Source organism: Saccharothrix sp. 6-C (assembly GCF_016695385.1).
In the GTDB taxonomy this organism is placed as follows: domain Bacteria; phylum Actinomycetota; class Actinomycetes; order Mycobacteriales; family Pseudonocardiaceae; genus Actinosynnema; species Actinosynnema texasense.
This window is the reverse complement of the sequence record NZ_CP064192.1, coordinates 7499505-7518088: the sequence shown is the minus strand read 5'-3', so window position 1 is coordinate 7518088 and position 18584 is coordinate 7499505. Positions and strand designations below refer to the sequence as shown.

General features: G+C 71.2%; 16 protein-coding genes. 11 read left to right on the top strand and 5 right to left on the bottom strand.

Annotated elements, in window-relative coordinates; translation table 11 throughout:
* Positions 1–42: 42 nt before the first annotated feature.
* On the bottom strand, positions 43–1002 hold the full coding sequence (locus IOD16_RS32225; protein ID WP_201437518.1) for a hypothetical protein: 960 nt from the start codon (positions 1000–1002) through the stop codon (positions 43–45).
* A gap of 140 nt (positions 1003–1142) precedes the next feature.
* On the opposite strand from IOD16_RS32225, the gene IOD16_RS32220 reads away from it, so the two are divergent.
* The 7 genes from IOD16_RS32220 (at position 1143) to secA (ending at position 11370) form a co-directional block, all read left to right on the top strand.
* Positions 1143–1784: a dTMP kinase gene (locus tag IOD16_RS32220; RefSeq protein WP_201437517.1), complete on the top strand. Its 642-nt coding sequence runs from the start codon at positions 1143–1145 to the stop codon at positions 1782–1784.
* A gap of 186 nt (positions 1785–1970) precedes the next feature.
* Positions 1971–2648 (top strand): MtrAB system response regulator MtrA, encoded by a 678-nt coding sequence (gene mtrA / locus IOD16_RS32215; protein ID WP_015104936.1) that lies wholly within the window; start codon positions 1971–1973, stop codon positions 2646–2648.
* Positions 2649–2664: 16 nt separating this feature from the next.
* On the top strand, positions 2665–4398 hold the full coding sequence (mtrB, locus tag IOD16_RS32210) for an MtrAB system histidine kinase MtrB (protein WP_123745518.1): 1734 nt from the start codon (positions 2665–2667) through the stop codon (positions 4396–4398).
* Entirely contained in the window at positions 4395–6125 is a 1731-nt protein-coding gene (locus IOD16_RS32205; protein ID WP_123745519.1) for an LpqB family beta-propeller domain-containing protein, read from the top strand. The genes mtrB and IOD16_RS32205 overlap by 4 nt, the downstream gene beginning before the upstream one ends.
* Positions 6126–6201: 76 nt before the next feature.
* Complete coding sequence (locus IOD16_RS32200) at positions 6202–6846, top strand: ComF family protein (RefSeq protein WP_328809499.1); 645 nt, start codon at positions 6202–6204, stop codon at positions 6844–6846.
* Between the two features lie 432 nt (positions 6847–7278).
* Complete coding sequence (gene hpf, locus IOD16_RS32195) at positions 7279–7971, top strand: ribosome hibernation-promoting factor, HPF/YfiA family (protein ID WP_123745520.1); 693 nt, start codon at positions 7279–7281, stop codon at positions 7969–7971.
* A 528-nt stretch (positions 7972–8499) separates the two neighbouring features.
* A complete protein-coding gene (gene secA / locus IOD16_RS32190; RefSeq protein ID WP_201437516.1) occupies positions 8500–11370 on the top strand; it encodes a preprotein translocase subunit SecA in 2871 nt (956 codons plus the stop codon).
* Between the two features lie 540 nt (positions 11371–11910).
* Here the strand turns inward: secA and IOD16_RS32185 are convergent.
* Entirely contained in the window at positions 11911–12195 is a 285-nt protein-coding gene (locus tag IOD16_RS32185) for an Rv3235 family protein (protein ID WP_201437515.1), read from the bottom strand.
* Between the two features lie 165 nt (positions 12196–12360).
* Between IOD16_RS32185 and IOD16_RS32180 the strand changes: the two genes are divergently transcribed.
* Complete coding sequence (locus tag IOD16_RS32180) at positions 12361–12771, top strand: HAD-IA family hydrolase (RefSeq protein WP_201437514.1); 411 nt, start codon at positions 12361–12363, stop codon at positions 12769–12771.
* 303 nt (positions 12772–13074) lie between these two features.
* On the opposite strand, the gene IOD16_RS32175 is transcribed toward IOD16_RS32180, so the two are convergent.
* Positions 13075–13818 carry a TrmH family RNA methyltransferase gene (locus IOD16_RS32175; RefSeq protein ID WP_442978069.1) on the bottom strand — a complete coding sequence of 248 codons (744 nt, stop codon included), beginning with the start codon at positions 13816–13818 and terminating at the stop codon, positions 13075–13077.
* A 63-nt stretch (positions 13819–13881) separates the two neighbouring features.
* Between IOD16_RS32175 and IOD16_RS32170 the strand changes: the two genes are divergently transcribed.
* The 3 genes from IOD16_RS32170 to IOD16_RS32160 are packed head-to-tail and all read left to right on the top strand — an operon-like array spanning position 13882 to position 16425.
* Positions 13882–14550 (top strand): phosphotransferase, encoded by a 669-nt coding sequence (locus IOD16_RS32170; RefSeq protein WP_201437512.1) that lies wholly within the window; start codon positions 13882–13884, stop codon positions 14548–14550.
* 10 nt (positions 14551–14560) lie between these two features.
* A complete protein-coding gene (locus tag IOD16_RS32165; protein WP_201437511.1) occupies positions 14561–15937 on the top strand; it encodes a WS/DGAT/MGAT family O-acyltransferase in 1377 nt (458 codons plus the stop codon).
* Positions 15934–16425, top strand: coding sequence for a DUF6912 family protein (locus IOD16_RS32160; protein WP_123745526.1), 492 nt, complete (start codon positions 15934–15936; stop codon positions 16423–16425). Before IOD16_RS32165 ends, IOD16_RS32160 begins: the two co-directional genes overlap by 4 nt.
* Before the next feature lie 61 nt (positions 16426–16486).
* Here IOD16_RS32160 and IOD16_RS32155 read toward each other — a convergent pair whose 3' ends face one another.
* A complete protein-coding gene (locus IOD16_RS32155) occupies positions 16487–16855 on the bottom strand; it encodes a VOC family protein (RefSeq protein ID WP_236594507.1) in 369 nt (122 codons plus the stop codon).
* A 182-nt stretch (positions 16856–17037) separates the two neighbouring features.
* Positions 17038–18474: a non-reducing end alpha-L-arabinofuranosidase family hydrolase gene (locus tag IOD16_RS32150; protein WP_236594506.1), complete on the bottom strand. Its 1437-nt coding sequence runs from the start codon at positions 18472–18474 to the stop codon at positions 17038–17040.
* Positions 18475–18584: the final 110 nt, after the last annotated feature.

Genomic DNA, 18584 nt, shown 5'->3' with positions numbered 1-18584 from the left:
CGGCGGTGGACGGCCGGGGCCCTCGGGTCCCGGCCGTCCCGCTCAAGTCCACTCGACGCTGATCCCGGCGACGCCGGGGCCGATGTCCTCGAAGTAGGCGCTGGCGAACCCGCCCAGCCCGCAGACCAGCTCCTCCAGGTCGACCGGCACGGCGTCGGCGTCGACCCGGAACTGCTTGGTGCACCGGGCGGGCAGCGCGCGGCGGTTGAACGCCAGTTGCAGCAGGTACCCGCGGCACGGTTCGCGGAACGCCCGCCGGTGGCCCGGGGTCGGCCCGCCCGTGTCGTCCACCACGGTGAAGCTGAACACGTGCTCCTCGCCCTCGGCGAGCCTGCGGTCGAAGAGCAGCTCGAACGCGAGCCCGCGGGTGGCCAGCTGCCGGCGCAGCCGACCGAGCCGGCACCCCTCGCCGGGCCGCACGAGCGCGTTGTCGATCAGGCACCCCTCGTCGCCCTGGTGCACGGCCAGGTACCGGTCCGGCCCGGCCTTCGCCGCGCGCACCACCAGCCGGGTGCTGATCGACCGCTGCTCCCGTTCCGGCCCGATCAAGACGGTGTCGTGCACGGACAGCACCTCGATGTCGGTGTTCGCGCCGACGTCGCCGACGGCCTCGAACTCCGAGAGCACCGGCACGGGCGCCACCCAGCCGCCGGGCCTGGTCAGCCGGGGTTGCGGCCGGTTGCCGACGAGCGCCACCAGCGACTCCGGCGGCAGCTTCAGCACGGTCTCCAACGCGCGCACGGTGGCGATGGCGCGGGGCACTTCGGGGTGCCGCAGACCACGCTGCCAGTAGCTGAGCGTCGACTGCCCGACCTGCACGCCGAGCTGCTCCAGGTGGGCCCGCAGCCGGGCCAGGGACAGGCCGCGGTGCGCGATGGCGTCGTGCAGCGCCCGGTGGAACGGGCCGTACCGCAGGGTCTCGGCGAGGCCGCCGGGCAGGTTCCCGGAGGGGTGGGTGGCCTGGTCCTCAACCGGTCTGGCGTGCCCGGAATCCGCGGTCACCGCGGCACCACCCTTTCGCGCAACCGGAAATGGGGTTCACCGTAGTCACTCAATCTGGTGACGCAAAGGATCTCTCATCACCCGACTGGGCGATGTCATGCGGCCGATCGTGGACGGGGGTGCCCCTTAGGGTGTTCCGCGTGGGCAAACTCGTCGTGATCGAGGGCTTGGACGGCGCCGGCAAGCGCACCCTGGCCAAGGCGTTGACCGACGCGCTGGACGCGCGGGGCGCGAAGGTCGCCACGGGCGCGTTCCCCCGTTACGACGAGGACGTGCACGCCGACCTGGTGCGCGACGCGCTGCACGGCAGGCTGGGTGACCTGACGGATTCGGTGTACGGCATGTCGGTCCTCTACGCGCTGGACCGGCGCGGCGCGGCCGACCGGATCCGGGCCGACCTGGACCAGTACGACGTGGTGCTGCTCGACCGGTACGTCGCGTCCAACGCGGCCTACGGCGCGGCCCGGCTGCACCAGGGCGCGGACGGCGAGTTCGTCGGGTGGCTGCGGTCGCTGGAGGTGGAGCGCTTCGGGTTGCCGATCCCCGACCTGCACCTGCTGCTGCGCGTGCCCGCGGGCGTCGCGGCGGACCGCGCGGCCCACCGCGAGGTGGAGGAGGCCAGGGGGCGGGACCTGTACGAGTCGGACGGCGGCCTCCAGGCGCGCTGCGCCGCCGTGTACGACGGGTTGGCCGCCGCCGGGTGGTTGTCGCCGTGGGAGGTGCTGGACGGCACCGCTGACCTGCGGATCGAGGCGATCCTCGACCGGTGGTTCACCCATTAGTGTAACAAAGTAACAAAACGTCACCAGTTCGCCGATGAGTCGCAGAGGATTCGCGTTTCGGCGGGACGAGGTGGGCACGTGGATCGGCGGCAGAGACTGGCTACGGAGTGGACGCGCACGACGACCAGCAGCGATGACCGCTGGGCGGTGCGTGGACTCCCGACCACTAGTGGGACGATGTTGAGCATGAAGGCACGCGTGCTCGTCGTGGACGACGACCCCGCTCTGGCGGAGATGCTGACCATCGTGCTGCGGGGCGAGGGCTTCGACACCGCTGTGGTCGCCGACGGCGCCCGCGCGCTGCCCGCGCTGCGCGAGTTGAAGCCCGACCTGGTCCTCCTGGACCTGATGCTGCCCGGGATGAACGGCATCGACGTCTGCAAGGCGATCAGGTCCGAGTCGGGCGTACCGATCGTGATGCTGACCGCGAAGAGCGACACGGTCGACGTGGTGCTCGGCCTGGAGTCGGGCGCCGACGACTACGTGGTCAAGCCGTTCAAGCCGAAGGAGCTGGTGGCGCGCATCCGCGCCCGCCTGCGCCGCACCGAGGCCGAGCCCGCCGAGGTGCTCCAGATCGGCGACCTGACCATCGACGTGCCCGGCCACGAGGTGCTGCGCGAGGGCAAGCCGATCCAGCTGACGCCGCTGGAGTTCGACCTGCTCGTGGCCCTGGCCCGCAAGCCGCGCCAGGTGTTCACCCGCGAGGTGCTGCTGGAGCAGGTGTGGGGCTACCGGCACGCGGCGGACACGCGGCTGGTGAACGTCCACGTGCAGCGGCTGCGCTCCAAGGTCGAGCGCGACCCGGAGCACCCCGAGGTGGTGCTGACCGTGCGCGGCGTCGGGTACAAGGCCGGACCTCCGTGATCGGGACGCGCTGGACATGACTCGGCGTTGGTTCGACCTCGTGGTGCGTGAAGCGCGCCGCGTGGTCGAACGCGCGCGCAGGCAGGCGCTGTCGTTCGGCGAGCTGTGGCGGCGCTCGTTGCAGCTGCGCGTGGTGGTGAGCACGCTCGCGCTGTCGTCGGCCGTGGTGTTCGTGCTCGGCATGGTGCTCCAGGTGCAGATCACCGGCCAGCTGCTGGAGACCAAGATCGAGGCGGCGGTCCGGCAGACCGAGGCGAGCGCGGCGGCGATCCAGCCCGACCTCGCGGGCCTCAACCCCGGCCCCGACAGCGTGAAGACCCGGTTCACCACCGCCCTGAACAAGATCAACACGTCGGGGGTGGACCTCGACCCGACCAGTTCCGGCGCGGGCGCGTTCGAGGCGGTGCTCCGCGACCCCGTCGGCACCGGCTCCGACGGCCTGCCGGTCGCCGTCGGCGAGTACGAGGACGTGCCCGACGGGCTGTTCAAGATGCTCGAACGGGGCAGCGTCGGCTACCAGATCACCACCGTGGAACGGGAGACCGGACCCACCACGCTGCTGGTCGTCGGCAAACCGGTGAACAGCTCCGCCCGCGCCATGCACCTGTACCTGCTGTTCCCGCTGACCAGCGAACAGGCCACCGCCGACGTCGTGCAGAGCACGCTGGTGATCGGCGGCGTCGTGCTGCTCGTGCTGCTCGCCCTCATCGCGAACCTGGTCACGCGACAGGTCGTCCGGCCCGTGCGGCAGGCCGCCGAGATCGCCGAGCGGTTCGCCGACGGCAGCCTCGACCAGCGGATGCCCGTGGTCGGCGAGGACGACGTGGCGCGGCTGGCCGAGTCGTACAACGAGATGGCCGCCAGCATCCAGCGGCAGATCCACCAGCTGGAGGAGTTCGGCCAGCTGCAACGCCGGTTCACCTCCGACGTCTCGCACGAGCTGCGCACGCCGCTGACGACCGTGCGGATGGCCGCGGACGTGCTGCACGCCTCGCGCGAGCAGTTCCCCGGCGGCCTGGCCCGCTCGACCGAGCTGCTGGTGGACGAGCTGGACCGGTTCGAGTCGCTGCTCGGCGACCTGCTGGAGATCAGCAGGCTCGACGCGGGCGTGGAGGAGCTGGCCGCCGAGCTCGTCGACATCCGGGTGCTGGCCAGGCGCGCCCACGACGCCGTGCGCGCCATCGCCAACAGCAGCGACACCACGATCGTGATGGACCTGCCCGACCACGAGGTCACCGCCGAGCTGGACTCCCGCCGCGTCGAGCGCATCCTGCGCAACCTGCTGGCCAACGCCATCGACCACGGCGAGGGCCTGCCGGTCGAGCTGACGCTGCGCAGCGACGGCGAAGCGGTCGCGGTGACCGTCCGGGACCACGGCGTCGGCCTGCGGCCCGGCGAGGCGGACCTGGTGTTCAACCGGTTCTGGCGCGCCGACCCGTCCCGCAACCGCCGCACCGGCGGCACCGGCCTCGGCCTGTCGATCAGCCTGGAGGACGCGCGGCTGCACGGCGGCTGGCTGGAGGCGTGGGGTGAACGCGGCCTCGGCGCGGTGTTCCGGCTCACCATCCCGTGCCGCCACGGCCACGAGCTGACCTCCAGCCCGCTGCCGCTCGTGCCGCCCGACCTGCCGCCCGTGGTCGAGCCCGAGCCGGGTGCGCCGGAGCCGGTGGAGGAGGTCGAGCTGACCGAGGAGGAGATCACGTGGCAGCCCGCGCAACCGGTCACCGGCGAACGCGAGGAGGTCCGGTGAGGCTCCTCGCGGTGCTCCTGGCCGTGCTCGTGGCCGCGGGCTGCGCCGCGATCCCCACCGAGACGTCCCCGATCGCGGTGAACCCGTCGGCGGGCAACGCCAGCGAGGCCGCCGCGCCCGAGCCGGTCAAGGACATCGACCCGCTGACGCTGGTCCGGGAGTTCGTCAACGCCTCGGCCAACCCGGAGGGCGACTACGCGGCGGCCAAGGCCTACCTGACCGACGACGCGAAGAAGGCGTGGAACACCAAGGGCACGCCGACGATCATCGACACCACGTTCAACACCGTGCCGACGCCGGGCGTGACGGCCGACGACAAGAACCGCACCGTGCTGCTCCAAGGGCGCAACGTCGGCCGGTTGCAGCTGGAGGACAACTCGTTCATCCAGCTCATCGGCCCCCTCGACACCCCGATCGGGATCGAGCGCGACGCGGAGAGCCAGTGGCGCATCTCCGCGCCGCCGGACGGCGTCTACGTGCCGCTGGGCGGGTTCCAGCAGAACTACCGGCGGGTCACGCTGTTCTTCTACAGCCCGGACTTCAGCGTGCTCGTGCCCGACCCGCGCTGGGTGGTCATCGCGCCGTCCACGTCGATCCCGAGCCGGGTGACGAGCCTGCTGCTCAAGGGACCGTCGGTGGGGATGCGCGGCGCGCTGGCCACGGCCGTCCCGAACGGCGCGGCGCAGCGCAAGAACACCTCCGAGGCCGACGACGGCGCGCTGGAGGTCGACCTGACGAAGGTCGGCGACATCACGGTGCAGGCCGGCAAGCAGATCGTGGCGCAGGTGGTGAAGTCGCTCGCGGGGGTCTCCAGCAGCCGCATCCGGGTGCTGGTCGAGGGTCAGCCGATCATCGCCGACCAGCTCGAGTGGCGGCCGGCCGACGTGCAGACCGGCGAGGAGCTGGCCACGCCGAACGCCGGCCTGAACGGGATGCTGGTCGCCAACGGGCGGGTCAAGCAGGTCAACGGCGACGCGGTGCCCGGCCCCGCCGGCTCCGGCGACTACCAGGTGCTCGGCGCGGCGCAGTCGCTGGACGGCAGCCGGCTGGCCGTGGTGAGCCGGGTGGCGGGCGACGCCGTGCGGCTGCGGGTCGGGCCGGCGCAGGAGCAGCTGGCCGAGGTCGACCTGCGCGCCTCGACCATGACCCGGCCGACGTGGCTGCTCAGCGGCCGTCAGGGCGAGCCGGGCACCGAGGTGTGGACGGTCGCCGACGGCGCGAACGTGGTGCGCGTGATCGACACCGACCGCGGGTGGACGGCGAGCGCGGTCAACGCCTCCGAGCTGGCCGAGCTGGGGCGCATCACCGAGCTGCGGCTCTCGCGCGACGGCACCCGGGTGGCGGCCGTGGTGGACGGCAGGCTGGTGGTGGCGGCCGTCGTGCGCGGTCAGGACTCGGCGGTGTCGCTGCGGTCGCCGCGCCACCTCCAGCCCTCCCAGCTGGGCACCAGCGCGATGTCGCTGGACTGGCTGGCGCAGGACGTGCTGGTGGTGAGCACGTCGCTGGCCGCGTGGCCGATCGCGAAGGTCAACATCGACGGGGTGCGGGTCGAGCGCTACAACACGTCGAACCTGACCGTGCCGGTGGCGTCCGTGACCGCCGCGCCGGGCCGCAACGTGCTGGCGGTGGACCAGAGCGGGCTGTGGAGCGCGAACGACGTGGGCGACGTGTGGCGCGCGTCGACGACGAAGGCGGAAGCGGGCACCCAGGCCTTCTACCCGGGCTGACGCCGTCGTCTCCTGCGGAGCCATCTTCACCCGATCGGGAACGGCCCGCACCTCGGCGGAGGGGCCCTGGTTGTCGGTGGCCGCCGGCATCGTCGAGGCCGTGCTGATCAACCTGCTGTTCCCACCCCGGTGTCCCGGCTGCGGGACGTGGGGCGTGCGGCTGTGCGCCCGTTGCCTGGCCCTGTTCGGGATGCCGAAGCGCGTGCCCGGCGCAGGCCCGCCGGTGTTCGCGCTGGCCGCGTACGGGGGCGCGGCGCGTGAGCTGGTGCTCGCGTTCAAGGAGCGCGGGCGCCGTGAGCTGGCGGCCGTGTTCGGCGCCCTGGTCGCCGCCGCCGTGCCCCGGCTGCCCGGCGTCGGGCCCGAACCCTGGCTGGTGCCCGCGCCGTCGCGCGCGTCGGCCGCCCGCGCCCGCGGCGGCTCCCACGTGCTGAGAGTGGCACGGGCCTCCGGTTTCTCCACCGCGCCCGCGCTCGCCTTCACCCCCGGTGTCCGCGACTCGGTGCGCCTCGACGCCGCGTCCCGCCGGGCGAACCTGGCCGGCCGCGTCCGGCTCGTCCCCGATCGCCTGCCACCACCGGGCGCACCGCTCGTCCTGCTGGATGACGTGGTGACGACCGGATCGACGGCACGCGCCTGCGTTTCGGTGTTGAAAGCGGCCGGATACGGGGTACCCGCAGTCCTCACGCTGACCACCGCACGCAGAACCCACCCACACGGGTGAATCCGACCGGGAACCTCCCGGGACGCTCGCCCGTTGGCCGGATATGACGCCCGCGCAGAGGCCGTTCGACGCAACCACTCTGCCGACGGGTGCCTGTGCCGGCCTCGGCCGTTCGGGTGAGCGGTCGTCGGTGTGGCGTCTCGGCGCGCCCGCGTGGCGTGCCGCCGGCGGCAATTTTTCGTCGCTCTGCGTCACGACAAGAAAATCTTGGAGTTCGCCCGCCCCAGGGGCTGTCGCAGCGGCGAATACCGGGCTAACGTGCACCGCTATCAGCGTTCCCGGCACGCGGGGAGGAGGCGAACAGCCCATGACCCTGGCGCCGGTGGGGCGTTGAGGGACCACCCTCAGCGACCAACTCCGCGAACATGATCGCGAATCCGGCGCCCAAGCGATCCAAAGCCATTGCTCGCAGCAAAGCGAGGGAGGTCGTGTATGGACATCGTCGTTAAGGGCCGCAACGTCGAGGTGCCCGATCACTACAGGGTTCACGTCGCCGAAAAGCTGGCCAGGCTTGAGCGTTACGACCGCAAGGTCATCCGCTTCGACGTAGAGCTGTTCCACGAACCGAACCGCAGGCAGTCGAAGAACTGCCAGCGGGTCGAGATCACCGGCAAGGGACGCGGTCCGGTGGTTCGTTCCGAAGCATGTGCGGGCGACTTCTACGCCGCCCTGGACGCCGCGGTGAGCAAGCTCGAGAACCGGCTGCGGCGCTCGCACGACCGCAGGCGCGTGCACCACGGGCGACGCGCCCCGGCATCGGTCGCCGAGGCGACCAGCGGACTCGGGGAGTCGCTCCCCCTCCGCACCGACAGCGACGGCGGCCAGGCGCAGGGCATGTGGCTGGGCCACACCGCGGTGCTGGAAGCAGCCGAGCCGCAACCTTCGCGCGAGGGCATGGCGGAAGTGCCCGCGCAGCGCTGGGAAGACGGCCTAGAGGACAACCTGCCCGGCCAGATCGTGCGCGAGAAAGAGCACACGGCCAAGCCGATGACCGTCGACCAAGCCCTCTACGAGATGGAACTGGTCGGCCACGACTTCTACCTGTTCTCCGACGCCGACAGCGGACGTCCGAGCGTCGTCTACCGCCGGAAGGGGTTCGACTACGGCGTGATCAGGTTGGCCTGAGAGCCACCTGACCACGGTCCCCTCACTCGACTTCGCGCGGCCCCCGGCGCTCCTGTGCGCCGGGGGCCGTCGTGCGCGGACCGCATTTCGTGATCGGGACCGTGAGCCGAACCGTGATCGTCGGAAAATGTGTCACGAACGTTCGGTGTGACCCGGCGAACAGGTCACCGCGCGGGATGGTGGGCGGACGTCGGGTTCGACGGCGTGGGATTTCTCTCCAATTCAGGTGAATGGCCTGATCCCGGCGCGTGCGCCGGGTGGAGCGGGCGGCCTTGCGTCCGTCCGGGTGGCGGCGGACCCGCCCCGGTCACGGAACGCGATCTTGAGCCCTCGCGAAGCGGTCGAACCGGACGTCTCCGGGACGCCCCGCGGGGCCCTCCGGAAAGGCTTCCTACCTGTGTCTGTGCACACACCTTCACGACTTGCCTACGATGGTCGGTGGTGAAGGCTCGCCATGGCCGTGGTGAGCCCCTGTGGAAGGCGCCCGTCCCCTGGGCGCGTCGCGATGAGGTAATGAGGTCGACCCGGATGGTGCTGTCCCGACTGCTCCGCGCTGGCGAGGGCAAGATGCTCAAGCGCCTGCGCAACATCGCAGCGCACATCAACAACCTCGAAGACGACGTCGTCGACCTCTCCGATGCGGAGCTGCGCGCGAAGACCGAGGAGTTCCGCAAGCGCTACGCCGACGGCGAGTCGCTGGACGAGCTGCTGCCGGAGGCGTTCGCGGTCGTCCGCGAGGGCGCCAAGCGCACCCTCGGCCAGCGCCACTTCGACGTCCAGCTGATGGGCGGCGCGGCGCTGCACCTCGGTCAGATCGCCGAGATGCGCACCGGTGAGGGCAAGACCCTGACCTCCGTGCTGCCCGCCTACCTGAACGCGATCGCGGGCGAGGGCGTGCACGTCGTCACGACCAACGACTACCTGGCCAAACGTGACGCCGAGTGGATGGGCCGCATCCACCGGTTCCTCGGCCTGACCGTCGGCGCGATCCTGTCGGAGATGACGCCCGAGCAGCGCCGCGTCGCCTACAACGCCGACATCACCTACGGCACGAACAACGAGTTCGGCTTCGACTACCTGCGCGACAACATGGCCTGGAGCCGTGACGAGATGGTCCAGCGCGGCCACTTCTTCGCGCTGGTCGACGAGGTCGACTCGATCCTGATCGACGAGGCCCGCACGCCGCTGATCATCTCCGGCCCGGCCGACCAGTCCTCGCGCTGGTACGTCGAGTTCGCGCGGCTCGCCACGAAGATGCGCCGCGACACCCACTACGAGGTGGACGAGCGCAAGCGCACCGTCGGCGTCACCGAGGCGGGCGTGCAGTACGTCGAGGACCAGCTCGGCATCGACAACCTGTACGACTCGACGAACACCCCGCTCGTCGGCTACTTCCAGAACTCGATCAAGGCCAAGGAGCTCTTCGCCAAGGACAAGGACTACATCGTCCGCAACGGCGAGGTCATGATCGTCGACGAGTTCACCGGCCGCGTGCTGTCCGGTCGCCGCTACAACGAGGGCATGCACCAGGCGATCGAGGCCAAGGAAGGCGTCGAGATCAAGGCGGAGAACCAGACGCTCGCCACGATCACCCTCCAGAACTACTTCCGCCTCTACGAGAAGCTCGGCGGCATGACCGGCACCGCCGAGACCGAGGCGGCGGAGTTCCACCAGACCTACAAGCTCGGCGTCGTGCCCATCCCGACGAACCGCCCGATGCAGCGCTCCGACCAGGCCGACCTCGTCTACAAGACCGAGGAGGCCAAGTTCGACGCGGTCGCCGACGACATCGCCGAGCGGCACGAGAAGGGCCAGCCGGTGCTGGTCGGCACGACGAGCGTCGAGCGCTCGGAGTACCTGTCGAAGCTGCTCATCCAGAAGGGCATCCCGCACGAGGTCCTCAACGCCAAGCACCACGACCGCGAGGCGCTGATCATCGCGAAGGCCGGCCGCAAGGGCGCCGTCACGGTGGCCACCAACATGGCCGGCCGAGGCACGGACATCGTGCTGGGCGGCAACCCGGACATCATCGCCGACCACGAGCTGCGCGAACGCGGCCTCGACCCGGTGGACAACCCGGAGGAGTACGAAGCCGCCTGGGCGAAGCTGATCGAGGAGATCACCGAGGAGGTCAAGGCCGAGTCGGAGGAGGTCCGCGCGGCCGGCGGCCTGTACGTGCTGGGCACCGAGCGGCACGAGTCGCGGCGCATCGACAACCAGCTGCGCGGTCGTTCCGGCCGTCAGGGCGACCCCGGCGAGTCGCGGTTCTACCTGTCGTTGAAGGACGAGCTGATGCGCCGCTTCAACGCGGCGATGGTCGAGACCGTCATGACCCGGCTGAAGGTGCCGGACGACGTGCCGATCGAGCACAAGATGGTCACCCGGGCCATCCGCAGCGCGCAGACGCAGGTCGAGCAGCAGAACTTCGAGATCCGCAAGAACGTCCTCAAGTACGACGAGGTCATGAACGAGCAGCGCAAGGTGATCTACGCCGAGCGCCGCCGCGTCCTCGACGGCGAGGACCTGCGCGAGCAGGTCGAGCACATGATCACCAGCGTGGTCGGCGCGTACGTCGACGGCGCGACGGCCGACGGCTACGCCGAGGACTGGGACCTCGACCAGCTGTGGACGGCGCTCAAGACGCTGTACCCGATCACCCTCGACCCGAAGAAGGTGCTCGAGGAAGAGGACGACGTCACCCGCGAGTCCCTGAAGGCGAAGCTGCAGGCCGACGGCCTGGCCGCCTACGAGGCGCGTGAGGCGGACATCGACGGCCGGGTCGGCCCGGGCGCCATGCGCGAGCTGGAGCGCCGCGTCCTGCTCTCCGTCCTGGACCGCAAGTGGCGTGAGCACCTCTACGAGATGGACTACCTCAAGGAGGGCATCGGCCTGCGGGCGATGGCCCAGCGCGACCCGCTGATCGAGTACCAGCGGGAGGGCTTCGACATGTTCAACGGCATGCTCGAGGCGCTGAAGGAGGAGACCGTCGGCTTCCTGTTCAACCTGCAGGTGGAAGCCGCCGAGCCCGAGCCGGCCGCCGAGCCGCCGGTCCAGGTCTCCATCGCCAACGGCGGCCCGCTGACCGGCAGCCGGGCGAGGGCCCGAGCCGCCGCCGCGGCCGCCGCCCAGCAGCAGGCGGACGCCAATCAGGCCCCCGCCGGTCCCGCCCTGGCCCAACTCCAGAGCGGCAACGCCATCCCGCCCGCCCTCCGCGGCAAGGGCCTGGACGGCCGCGCCCAGCAGGGCCTGACCTACACGGGCCCGTCGGAGAGCGGTGACGCCGAAACCAGCGGCAACACCGCCCAGCAGGGCGGCAACCAGGCGGGCGGCACCCGCAAGGAACGCCGCGCCGCCGCCCGCGCCCAGGCGAAGGGCCAGCGCAAAACCCCCCGCGAGTAACCGACCCACTGCGGAAAGCGGGCCACCGACCACCACCGGCGGCCCGCTTTCCGCTTTCCACCCCACACCCACCGCTCGCCGCCACCTGCCGCCGCACCACGCCCCAACGCCGCGCCGCGCTGCCCGCCCCGGGCCCTGCCCCCGCCCAACGCCGCGCCGCGTTGCCCGCCCCGGGCCCTGCCCCGCTCAACGCCGCGCCGCGCCGCCTGCCCCGGGCCTGCCCCGCCCAACGCCGCCGCGCCCACACCCTGCCGTCGCGCCGCGGTCCGCCACCCCCTCATCGTCATGTCCCCAACGGCCTGCCGGAGCCGGCGCGCTCTCTTCTCGCACGCCGCCGTCCCCCGTCGAGAGCGGAGGGCCGGCATCGAGGCTGGGCGGTCGGTGGGTGGTCGAGGCGTTCCGCTGGTTTTCAACCGAGGTGCGGTAACGGCGTTTCCGTACATTTTCGATCAAATGTCACTCGATCGTGTTAGCGATGGTCGGGCGGGGGAGTGGGAACCGGGGCCGAGGGAGGGCTCGGCCCCGCGCAAATCGGAGCGGTCAGGGGAGCAGGTGGAATTCGGTGCAGTGCCAGCGGGAGCCCTGGCGTTCGACGCGGGCGGCGAAGGCGCGGACTTTGGTCGGCATGTGCAGGGTTCCCGCCAGTTCCGCCGCGTCCGGCGTCACGTGGCACAGGCGGTAGCGGCCCAGGCGGGTTCGGGTGGGGGTGGCGGCTGCGGCGACGGTGGTCAGGGCGCGTGGGGCGAAGGTGCCCGAGAGCTGCCGCGGCGGCCGCCGGCCGCTCAGGGCCTCCACCAAGGGGAACAGGAAGTGGCGGGCGTCCAAGGGCGCGGGAGCCTCGGAAGGGGCCGTGGGGGCGTTTGCGGGCGCGTTGGAGGTGTCCGCGGCGGCGATGGGCTTCGGTGACGACAGGGTGCGCAGGCGAGGTGGCATGCTGAACCGAGGGCGGACGACCGGGGTTTCGTACCAAGATCACCCGATGGAGGCACGGTGCGGGCACTGGTTCTCGACTTCGGCGGTGTCCTCACGGACCTCGGTGACGACCACGCGGCCACCGAACCGCCCCTCCTCGCCGCCACCCGCCAGGCCCGCCACCAGGGCATCCTCACCGCGATGCTCTCCAACGCCGACTTCCTCTGGCGTCCGCCGGCCGGCTGGGAGGACCTGTTCGACGTCGTGATCACCTCCGGCGACGTCGGCCTGGCCAAACCCGACCGCCGCATCTACCTGCTCGCCGCCGAACGGCTCGGCCTGCCCGCCGCCGAGTGCGTCTTCGTCGACGACCTCGCGGTCAACGTGCGGGGCGCGGCGGCGGCCGGGATGGTCGGCGTGCACCACCAGTCCGTGCGTGCCACCCTCGAGGAACTCGAAATACTGCTCCAAGTCCCCCTTCAGGGTTAACCGGTCACCACCGGCCACGCACAATCCACCTGGCCGGTGAATTGCCGTTCACTCCGCTTCCCTCGTACGTTTCGAATGGCAACCACGGACGACGACGAATAGCACAGTCGAGTGCTCCGGTTCCGCACCCGATGCCATACGAGGGGCGTGGGTGCGGGACGCCGAGGGCTGGTCGGGACGGCCCGACGGGTACCGCGTCGGGTGGCTGTGGTGAGCCGCCGACCAGCCGGGTTAGGCAGCGCGGGTGTCTGAGCGGCCCTCCGGCACCCGCGCTGCGCCCGCCGCGGCCATCGACCGGGACGATCAGGCGCGTCGGCGGACGACCTCGAAGCACAGCACGGCCGCCGCGCTCGCCACGTTCAACGACTCCACCCCCGCCGCCATCGGGATCGACAACCACCCGGTCACGTGCGGCCGCACGTCCTCCGAGATGCCCGCGCTCTCACTGCCCAGCACGAACGCCGCCCGCGCCGGCAGGTCCGCCGCGTACACCGACGACCCGGCCTGCGCGTCCAGCGCGAAGATCGGGTACCCGGCGCCCCGCAGCGCGGCCACCGCCTCCGCCGCCGTCGCGCACCGCAGCACCGGCGCCCGGAACGCGACCCCCGCCGACGCCTTGACCACCATCGGGTCGATCGACGCGACACCCCGCCGCGGCACGACGATGCCGTCCACACCGGCCGCGGTCGCCGTGCGCAGGATCATGCCGACGTTCGCCGGCGTGGTGATCCCGTCCAGGACCAGCACGAACCGCGGCCCCTCGCGCAGCCCCAGCTCCAGCGGGCGCATCCGGGGCGCGACGACGTCCGCCAGCACGCCCTGGTCCTGCTTGCCGTTCCCGGCCAGCACCTTGACCCGCTGCGCGGTGGCCCGCTGCACCTCGACGCCCCGTCGACCGGCGGCGTCCAGGATCTCCCGGGCGGCCGGACCGCGGGCCGTGTCGGCGAGCACGACCTTGTCGACCTCGAGCCGCGGGTCGTCCAACGCCTCCAGCACGGGCTTGCGGCCGTACACGGTGACGAACTTGTCCTTGGGTGACACATCCACGGAGCAAGTGTCCACTACCCATTTGGGGCTTGCTTCTGCGCTGTCAATCATGATGATCGTCACATGACATCGCGCGACGAGGCGCACCGTCTGCTGGCCAGCGGCCGGGAGGCGGACGTCTACCTGCGTCCGGACGGTCTGCTGGTCAAGCGCAGCCGTGCGGGCCTCGACCTGCGGCCCGAGGCCGAGCTGATGCGCTACCTGCGCCGGCACGGCATACCGGTGCCGAGGGTGGCGGACGCCTCGGAGACGGACCTGGTCATGGAGTACGTCCCCGGTCCGCGCATGTCGCAGGAGCTGGACGCCAAGCCGTGGCGCGCGGGCGCGTTGGGCCGTGAGCTGGCCGGGCTGCACGAGAAGCTGGACCGGGTGCCCGCGCCCGCGTTCCTGCCCGGCGACGGCGACCTGCTGCACCTCGACCTGCACCCCGGCAACGTGGTGATGGGCCCGGAGGGCGCGGTGGTGGTCGACTGGGGCAGCGCGCGCAAGGGCGACCGGAAGGTCGACGTCGCGTTGAGCTGGCTGGCGATGGCGGTGGCGCCGCTGCGGCCGTTCAAGCGGCTCGCCCGGTCGCGGATGGTGCGCGGGTTCCTGTCCGGGGTCGACGGCTCGGTGCGGGTCGAGGCGAGGCGCGCCATGCCGGCCGCCGCGGCGATCAGGCTGGCCCGGCACGAACGCGACGAAGCCGAGGTCAGCGCCGTTCGCAGGCTGGTGCGCGACTGCACCGACTAGCCTGGGCGGCATGCCCGACCGCCTGTCCGCGCTGGACGCCTCGTTCCTGTACCTGGAGGACTCCACGACGCCGATGCACGTCGGTGGGGTGGCGGTGTTCCGGCGACCGCGCACGGGCTTCGACTACGACCGGCTGGTCGACCTGATCGAGCAGCGGCTGTCGCTGGTGCCCCGGTACCGGCAGAAGGTCGTGCACGTGCCCGGACGGCTCGCGCGGCCGGTGTGGGTGGACGACGCGGACTTCGACGTCACCTACCACGTGCGGCGCTCGGCGTTGCCGAAACCGGGCAGCGACCAGCAGCTGCACGACCTGGTGGCGCGGCTGATGTCCCGCCCGCTGGACCAGACCCGGCCGTTGTGGGAGGTCTACCTGGTCGAGGGCCTGGCCCGGAACCGGACCGCGGTGATCACCAAGACGCACCAGGCGATGGTGGACGGCATCGGCGCGCCGGAGATCGGGCAGGTGATGCTGGACGTGTCCGCCACGCCGCGCCCGCCGGTCGAGTCGCTGTGGATGCCGTCGCCGGAGCCCAGCGGGTTGCAGCTGGTCGCGGACGCGGTCGCGGAGGCCGTGCAGCGGCCCGGCGAGGTGGTGGAGAACGTCCGCTCGGCGGCGGTGGACACGGTGGCGACCGTGCGCAAGGTCGCCGGGGTGTTCGGCGGGTTGGCGTCGGCCGTGCGGACCGCCGCGACGCCCGCGCCCGGCAGCCCGTTGAACGTGCGGATCTCGCCGCAGCGGCGGTTCGCGGTGGCCCGCACCGGGCTGGACGTGTTCCGCGCCATCCGGCGGTCGCACGGCGGCACGGTCAACGACGGCGTGCTCGCCGTGCTGTCCGGCGCGCTGCGGAACTGGCTGCTGTCGCGCGGCGAGGTCGTGACGGCGGGGACCACGATCCGGGCCATGGCGCCGATGTCGGTGCGCGACGACGAGGCGCAGGTGTCGGCGTACCTGGTCGACCTGCCGGTGGGGGAGCCGAACCCGGTCGTGCGGCTGCACCACGTGTCGCACGCGATGCGGGCGCACCAGGAGTCGGGGCAGTCGGTGGCGGCCCAGACGCTGGTGCGGTTCTCGGGCTTCGCACCGCCGACGTTGCACGCGCTGGGCGCGCGGGCGGCGTCGTCGTTCTCGCGGCGGTTGTTCAACGTGGTCGTGACGAACGTGCCCGGTCCCCAGGTGCCGCTGTACGCGGCGGGGGCGAAGATGATCGAGATGTTCCCGGTTGTGCCCTTGGCGAAAAACCAGGCGCTGTCGATCGGCGTGACGTCTTATGACGGTGGCGTGTACTTCGGCCTGAACGCCGATCGCGACGCGATGTCCGATGTGGACGTGCTGGCGGCGATGGTCGAGGAGTCGGTGGAGGAACTGATGGGAACGGTGTCCACATGAGGGTGTACCTCCCGGCGACCGTCGCGATGCTGCGCGACCTCGTGGAGAACGGCGAGTTCGTCGCCGTGGGCGGGACGGCGTTCGCCTTGACGCCCGCGTTGCGCGAGTCGTACGCGACCGGTGACACGGAAGAGCTGGAGTACTCGGCGATGCTCGACGCCGCCCGCGGCTCGCTGCGGCTGATCGCGGGTGACGAGAAGGCCGTGCCGAGGCGTGCGGTGGTGTCGGCGGACGTGCCGGACGTGAAGCTGCGGCCCGACCTGGACTTCTCGGTGGTGAAGCTGTCGGGGCCGGTGCCGGTGAAGCTGGTCGCCGCGATCCACCTGGACACGCTGGAGGCGGAGGAGGACGTGCGCGCGGCGGCGGACGTGATCGACGCCGCGGACCTCGGCGACCCGGACGCGGAGTTCGCGCTGGGAGGGGCGGAGGACCACGAGCTGGCCTGGTACGCGCCCCAGGAGCTGCCTTTCCTGCTGGAGCTGATGTGACCGGGACCCGGGTGCGGACCGCGTGGCCACACCGGCCGCGGTCCGCACCCGGGTCACCGCCCTACATGCCCGCCGCGGGCTGCCACAGCTCGATGCGGTTGCCCTCGGGGTCGACGCACCACCCGAACCGGCCGAACTCCGAGTCCTCGGTCTGCGGCAGCACCTCGACCCCGTGCCCGCGCAGCCGCGCCAGCAGCCCGGCGAGGTCGTCCACCCGCAGGTTGATCATCGCCCGCTGGCCCGGCTCGCCGAAGTAGTCGGTGTCGTCCGCGAACAGCGCGAACGTCGTCGTCTCCGCCTCGGTCCAGTGGAACGTGATGGCCCCGCCGTCGCTCATCGGCACGCCGAGGTGCTCGCGGTACCACTCGGCCAGCCGCTCGGGATCTCGTGCGCGCAGGAACACGCCGCCGATACCAGTCACCCTCGCCACGGCTGGGCACCGTACTACCGCGTGCGGTGCCCAGCCCATGGACGAGGTCGCGTCTCCACCCGATCCGGTCATGGAACGGCGTCGTTCACGTGTGCCGAGCGTTCAACTCGGGTGTTCCGAACGTAGGACACACGCGTTCTGAACGTAGGACTCGCGCGACGTGGAGGGTGGGCTCTCGAGGGTCAGCGTTGCAGGGTGAGGACGCCCGGGCGGTACGGCAGCAGGCCGTAGTCCACGCCGTTGGAGCGGGGGTCGCGGCCCTGGTAGAGCAGTTGCAGGTTGCAGGGGTCGATGGTCTTGGTCTGGTCGGCGTTGGTGCGGATGAGGTCGCCGTGGCTGATGTCGTTGGTCCAGCTAGCGCCGCTGTTGGCCTTGCCGGCGAAGGGGTTGGACTCGGTGGCGGCCTGCGGGGTCCAGGAGCCGCTGAGGCTGCTGGAGGTGAAGGACCGGAAGTAGCGGCCGTTGGAGCCGATGGCCTCGACGATCATCAGGTACTGGTTCTGGCCCTGGACCTTGTAGACCTCGGGCGCCTCGAACAGGTTGTTCGTGGTGTCGCTCATGATGGTCGTGTAGGACGAGCCGAAGCTGCCCGGGAAGTTGCCCAGGGGCATGACCTGGCGGTAGATCTTGCCGTTGTCACCGGCGAAGAACAGGTACATGTTCTGGCCGTCGCCGATGAGCGTCTGGTCGATCGGCCCCGTGCCGGAGCCGGAGATGCTCGCCGTCGACAGCACCTGCGGCGAGGACCAGCCGTTGGGGTTGGTGGGGTCGCTGGAGGTGCGGTAGGTGAACGCGGTCCCGCCCCACTGGTAGGCGAGCACCCAGATGTTCTTCGGGGCGAAGTAGATCAGCGTGGGCGCGACGGTGCCGGAGTTCATGGCCTGCTGCGGCGCCGAGGCCATGTCCGACCAGTTGGTGAACAGCCCGAAGTTCATCGACCCCCACGACGAGCCCATGTCGTGCGTGGTGCCGTAGACCAGGTGCTTGCCGTTGTGCATGACGTGGGTGAAGTCCTTGAGCGAGACCCACCCGGACCTCGGGTTCGCCAACGACCCGGTCGACGACCACCGGTAGGTCGACGGGAGGGAACACCCGCCGCCCGGCGTCGTCGTGGTCGTCGTCGTGGAAGTGGTGGTGCTGGTGGTGGAAGTGGTGGTGCTGGTGGACGTCGTGGTGGTGCCACCCGTGCAGGCCACGCCGTTCAGGGCGAAACTCGTCGGAATGGGGTTGCTGCCCGTCCACGACCCGTTGAAACCGAACGACACCGAGCCGCCGGTGGCGACCGAGCCGTTGTAGCTCACGTTCTTCGCGGTCACCGCCGAACCGCTCTGCGCCAACGTCGTGCTCCACGACTGCGTCACCGCCTGCCCGGCGCCGAACGACCAGGTCAGCGTCCAACCGGTCAGCGGGTCGCCCAGGTTGGTGACCGACACGTTGGCGCTGAACCCGCCCTCCCACTGCGAAGCCACCGCGTAGTTCACCGAACAGCCCGCGGTCGCGGCCCCGGCCGGCAGCGCGACGAGGACCGCGGCCGAGGCCAGCATCGCGGCGCTCGCCGCGGCGACGCCGACGTTCGCCGCTCGAAATCTGGTCGTGAAGCTGCGTCGTCGCAGTGACATGACTTCTCCTCGGTCGACTTGGCGCGAATTGGAATTGCTAAATGTTGAGCACTTCGCTAAACATTTAGCGCGTTCTCCCGAACACCTTCCGGACATGGCGGAACAACCGG

What these genes read in the sequence shown, in the direction of transcription:
- mtrA (WP_015104936.1), top strand. Translation starts at nt 1,971, where the DNA reads ATGAAGGCACGCGTGCTCGTCGTGGACGACGACCCCGCTCTGGCGGAG.
- mtrB (WP_123745518.1), top strand. Translation starts at nt 2,665, where the DNA reads ATGACTCGGCGTTGGTTCGACCTCGTGGTGCGTGAAGCGCGCCGCGTG.
- hpf (WP_123745520.1), top strand. Translation starts at nt 7,279, where the DNA reads ATGGACATCGTCGTTAAGGGCCGCAACGTCGAGGTGCCCGATCACTAC.
- secA (WP_201437516.1), top strand. Translation starts at nt 8,500, where the DNA reads ATGGTGCTGTCCCGACTGCTCCGCGCTGGCGAGGGCAAGATGCTCAAG.
- IOD16_RS32170 (WP_201437512.1), top strand. Translation starts at nt 13,882, where the DNA reads ATGACATCGCGCGACGAGGCGCACCGTCTGCTGGCCAGCGGCCGGGAG.
- IOD16_RS32165 (WP_201437511.1), top strand. Translation starts at nt 14,561, where the DNA reads ATGCCCGACCGCCTGTCCGCGCTGGACGCCTCGTTCCTGTACCTGGAG.
- IOD16_RS32160 (WP_123745526.1), top strand. Translation starts at nt 15,934, where the DNA reads ATGAGGGTGTACCTCCCGGCGACCGTCGCGATGCTGCGCGACCTCGTG.
- IOD16_RS32150 (WP_236594506.1), bottom strand. Translation starts at nt 18,474, where the DNA reads ATGTCACTGCGACGACGCAGCTTCACGACCAGATTTCGAGCGGCGAAC.